The sequence below is a fragment of the Streptomyces hygroscopicus subsp. hygroscopicus genome, from assembly GCF_001553455.1.
Taxonomy (GTDB): Bacteria; Actinomycetota; Actinomycetes; order Streptomycetales; family Streptomycetaceae; genus Streptomyces; species Streptomyces hygroscopicus.
Genome location: NZ_BBOX01000302.1, coordinates 1 through 1395 on the forward strand (window position 1 = coordinate 1; position 1395 = coordinate 1395).

Sequence of the window (1395 nt, forward strand, 5' to 3'; positions counted from 1 at the left end):
CCGAGCCGGTGGCGGACCTGGCGGGTGCGGCGGTGTGGGGTCTGCTGCGTTCGGCGCAGTCGGAGAACCCGGAGCGCCTCGTCCTCGTCGACCTCGACGGCCGGGACGAGTCGTTCCGCACGCTGTCCGCCGCGCTCGCCTCGGGCGAGTCGCAGCTCGCGCTGCGCGCGGGCGAGGTGCGGGTGCCGCGTCTGGCGCGGGCTGCCGTGGACACTGAGCGGACGCCCGATGTCGATGCCGAGGGCACGGTTCTGGTGACCGGGGCGAGTGGCACGCTGGGTGGTCTGCTGGCGCGTCATCTGGTGGCGGAGCGTGGGGTGCGGCATCTGTTGCTGGTGAGCCGCCGCGGCGAGCGGGCGCCGGGTGCTGCCGAACTCGGCGCCGAATTGGTCGAGTTGGGTGCGGAGGTGCGTTGGGCGGCGTGTGATGTGGCGGACCGGGAGGCGCTGGCGGAGGTGCTGGCGGGTATTCCGGCCGAGCGTCCGCTGACGGCTGTGGTGCATACGGCCGGTGTGCTGGATGACGGGGTGATCGGTTCGCTGACGCCGGAGCGGTTGGAGCGGGTGCTGCGGCCGAAGGTGGACGCGGCGTGGCATCTGCACGAGCTGACCCGCGACCTGGATCTGTCGGCGTTCGTTCTCTTCTCTTCGGCCGCCGGTGTCTTCGGCAATGCGGGGCAGGGCAACTACGCCGCCGCCAATGCCTTCCTGGACGCCCTCGCGCAGTACCGCCGTGCCCAGGGCTTGGGCGGTACCTCGCTGGCCTTCGGCCTGTGGGCCGATTCCAGCGGGATGGCCGGGGAGCTGGACGAGGCCGATGTGTCCCGGATGAGCCGGGGCGGTGTCCTCGCGCTCTCCGCCGCCGAGGGGCTGGAGCTGTTCGACGCCGCGTACCGCACGGACGAGGCGCTGCTGGTGCCGATGTCGCTGGACATGGCCGCGCTCCGGGCGCAGGCGGGCAGTGACGCGCTGTCGCCGCTGTTCCGGGGGCTGGTGCGGACTCCGGCGCGGCGTACGGCGGAGGGCGCGGCGGAGTCGGGTGCGCTGGCGCGGCGGCTGGCCGGGCTGAACGCGGCCGAGCAGCTCGACGTGGTGCTGGACCTGGTCCGTACGAACGTCGCAACGGTGCTCGGATACGCCGGTCCCGAGACGATCGACCCCGACCGCTCCTTCCGTGAGCTGGGCTTTGACTCGTTGACTGCGGTGGAGCTGCGGAACGCGCTGGGTGCGGTGAGTGAGCTGCGGCTGCCCGCGACGCTGGTGTTCGACTATCCGACGCCGGTGGTGCTGGCGGAGTTCTTGCGTGCGGAGGTGGTGGGTGCGGCTGTTGACGTGGCCGGGCCCGTGGTGGTGGCCGCGGCCGATGACGAGCCGATCGCGATCGTGGGGTTGGGTT

At 72.5% G+C, this 1395-nt stretch carries 1 protein-coding gene; it reads left to right on the forward strand.

Going from position 1 to position 1395, the window contains the following annotated elements; translation table 11 throughout:
* Positions 1–1395 (forward strand): type I polyketide synthase (locus tag AXW62_RS27945; RefSeq protein WP_159060978.1); only part of this gene is annotated, 1395 nt, incomplete at both ends.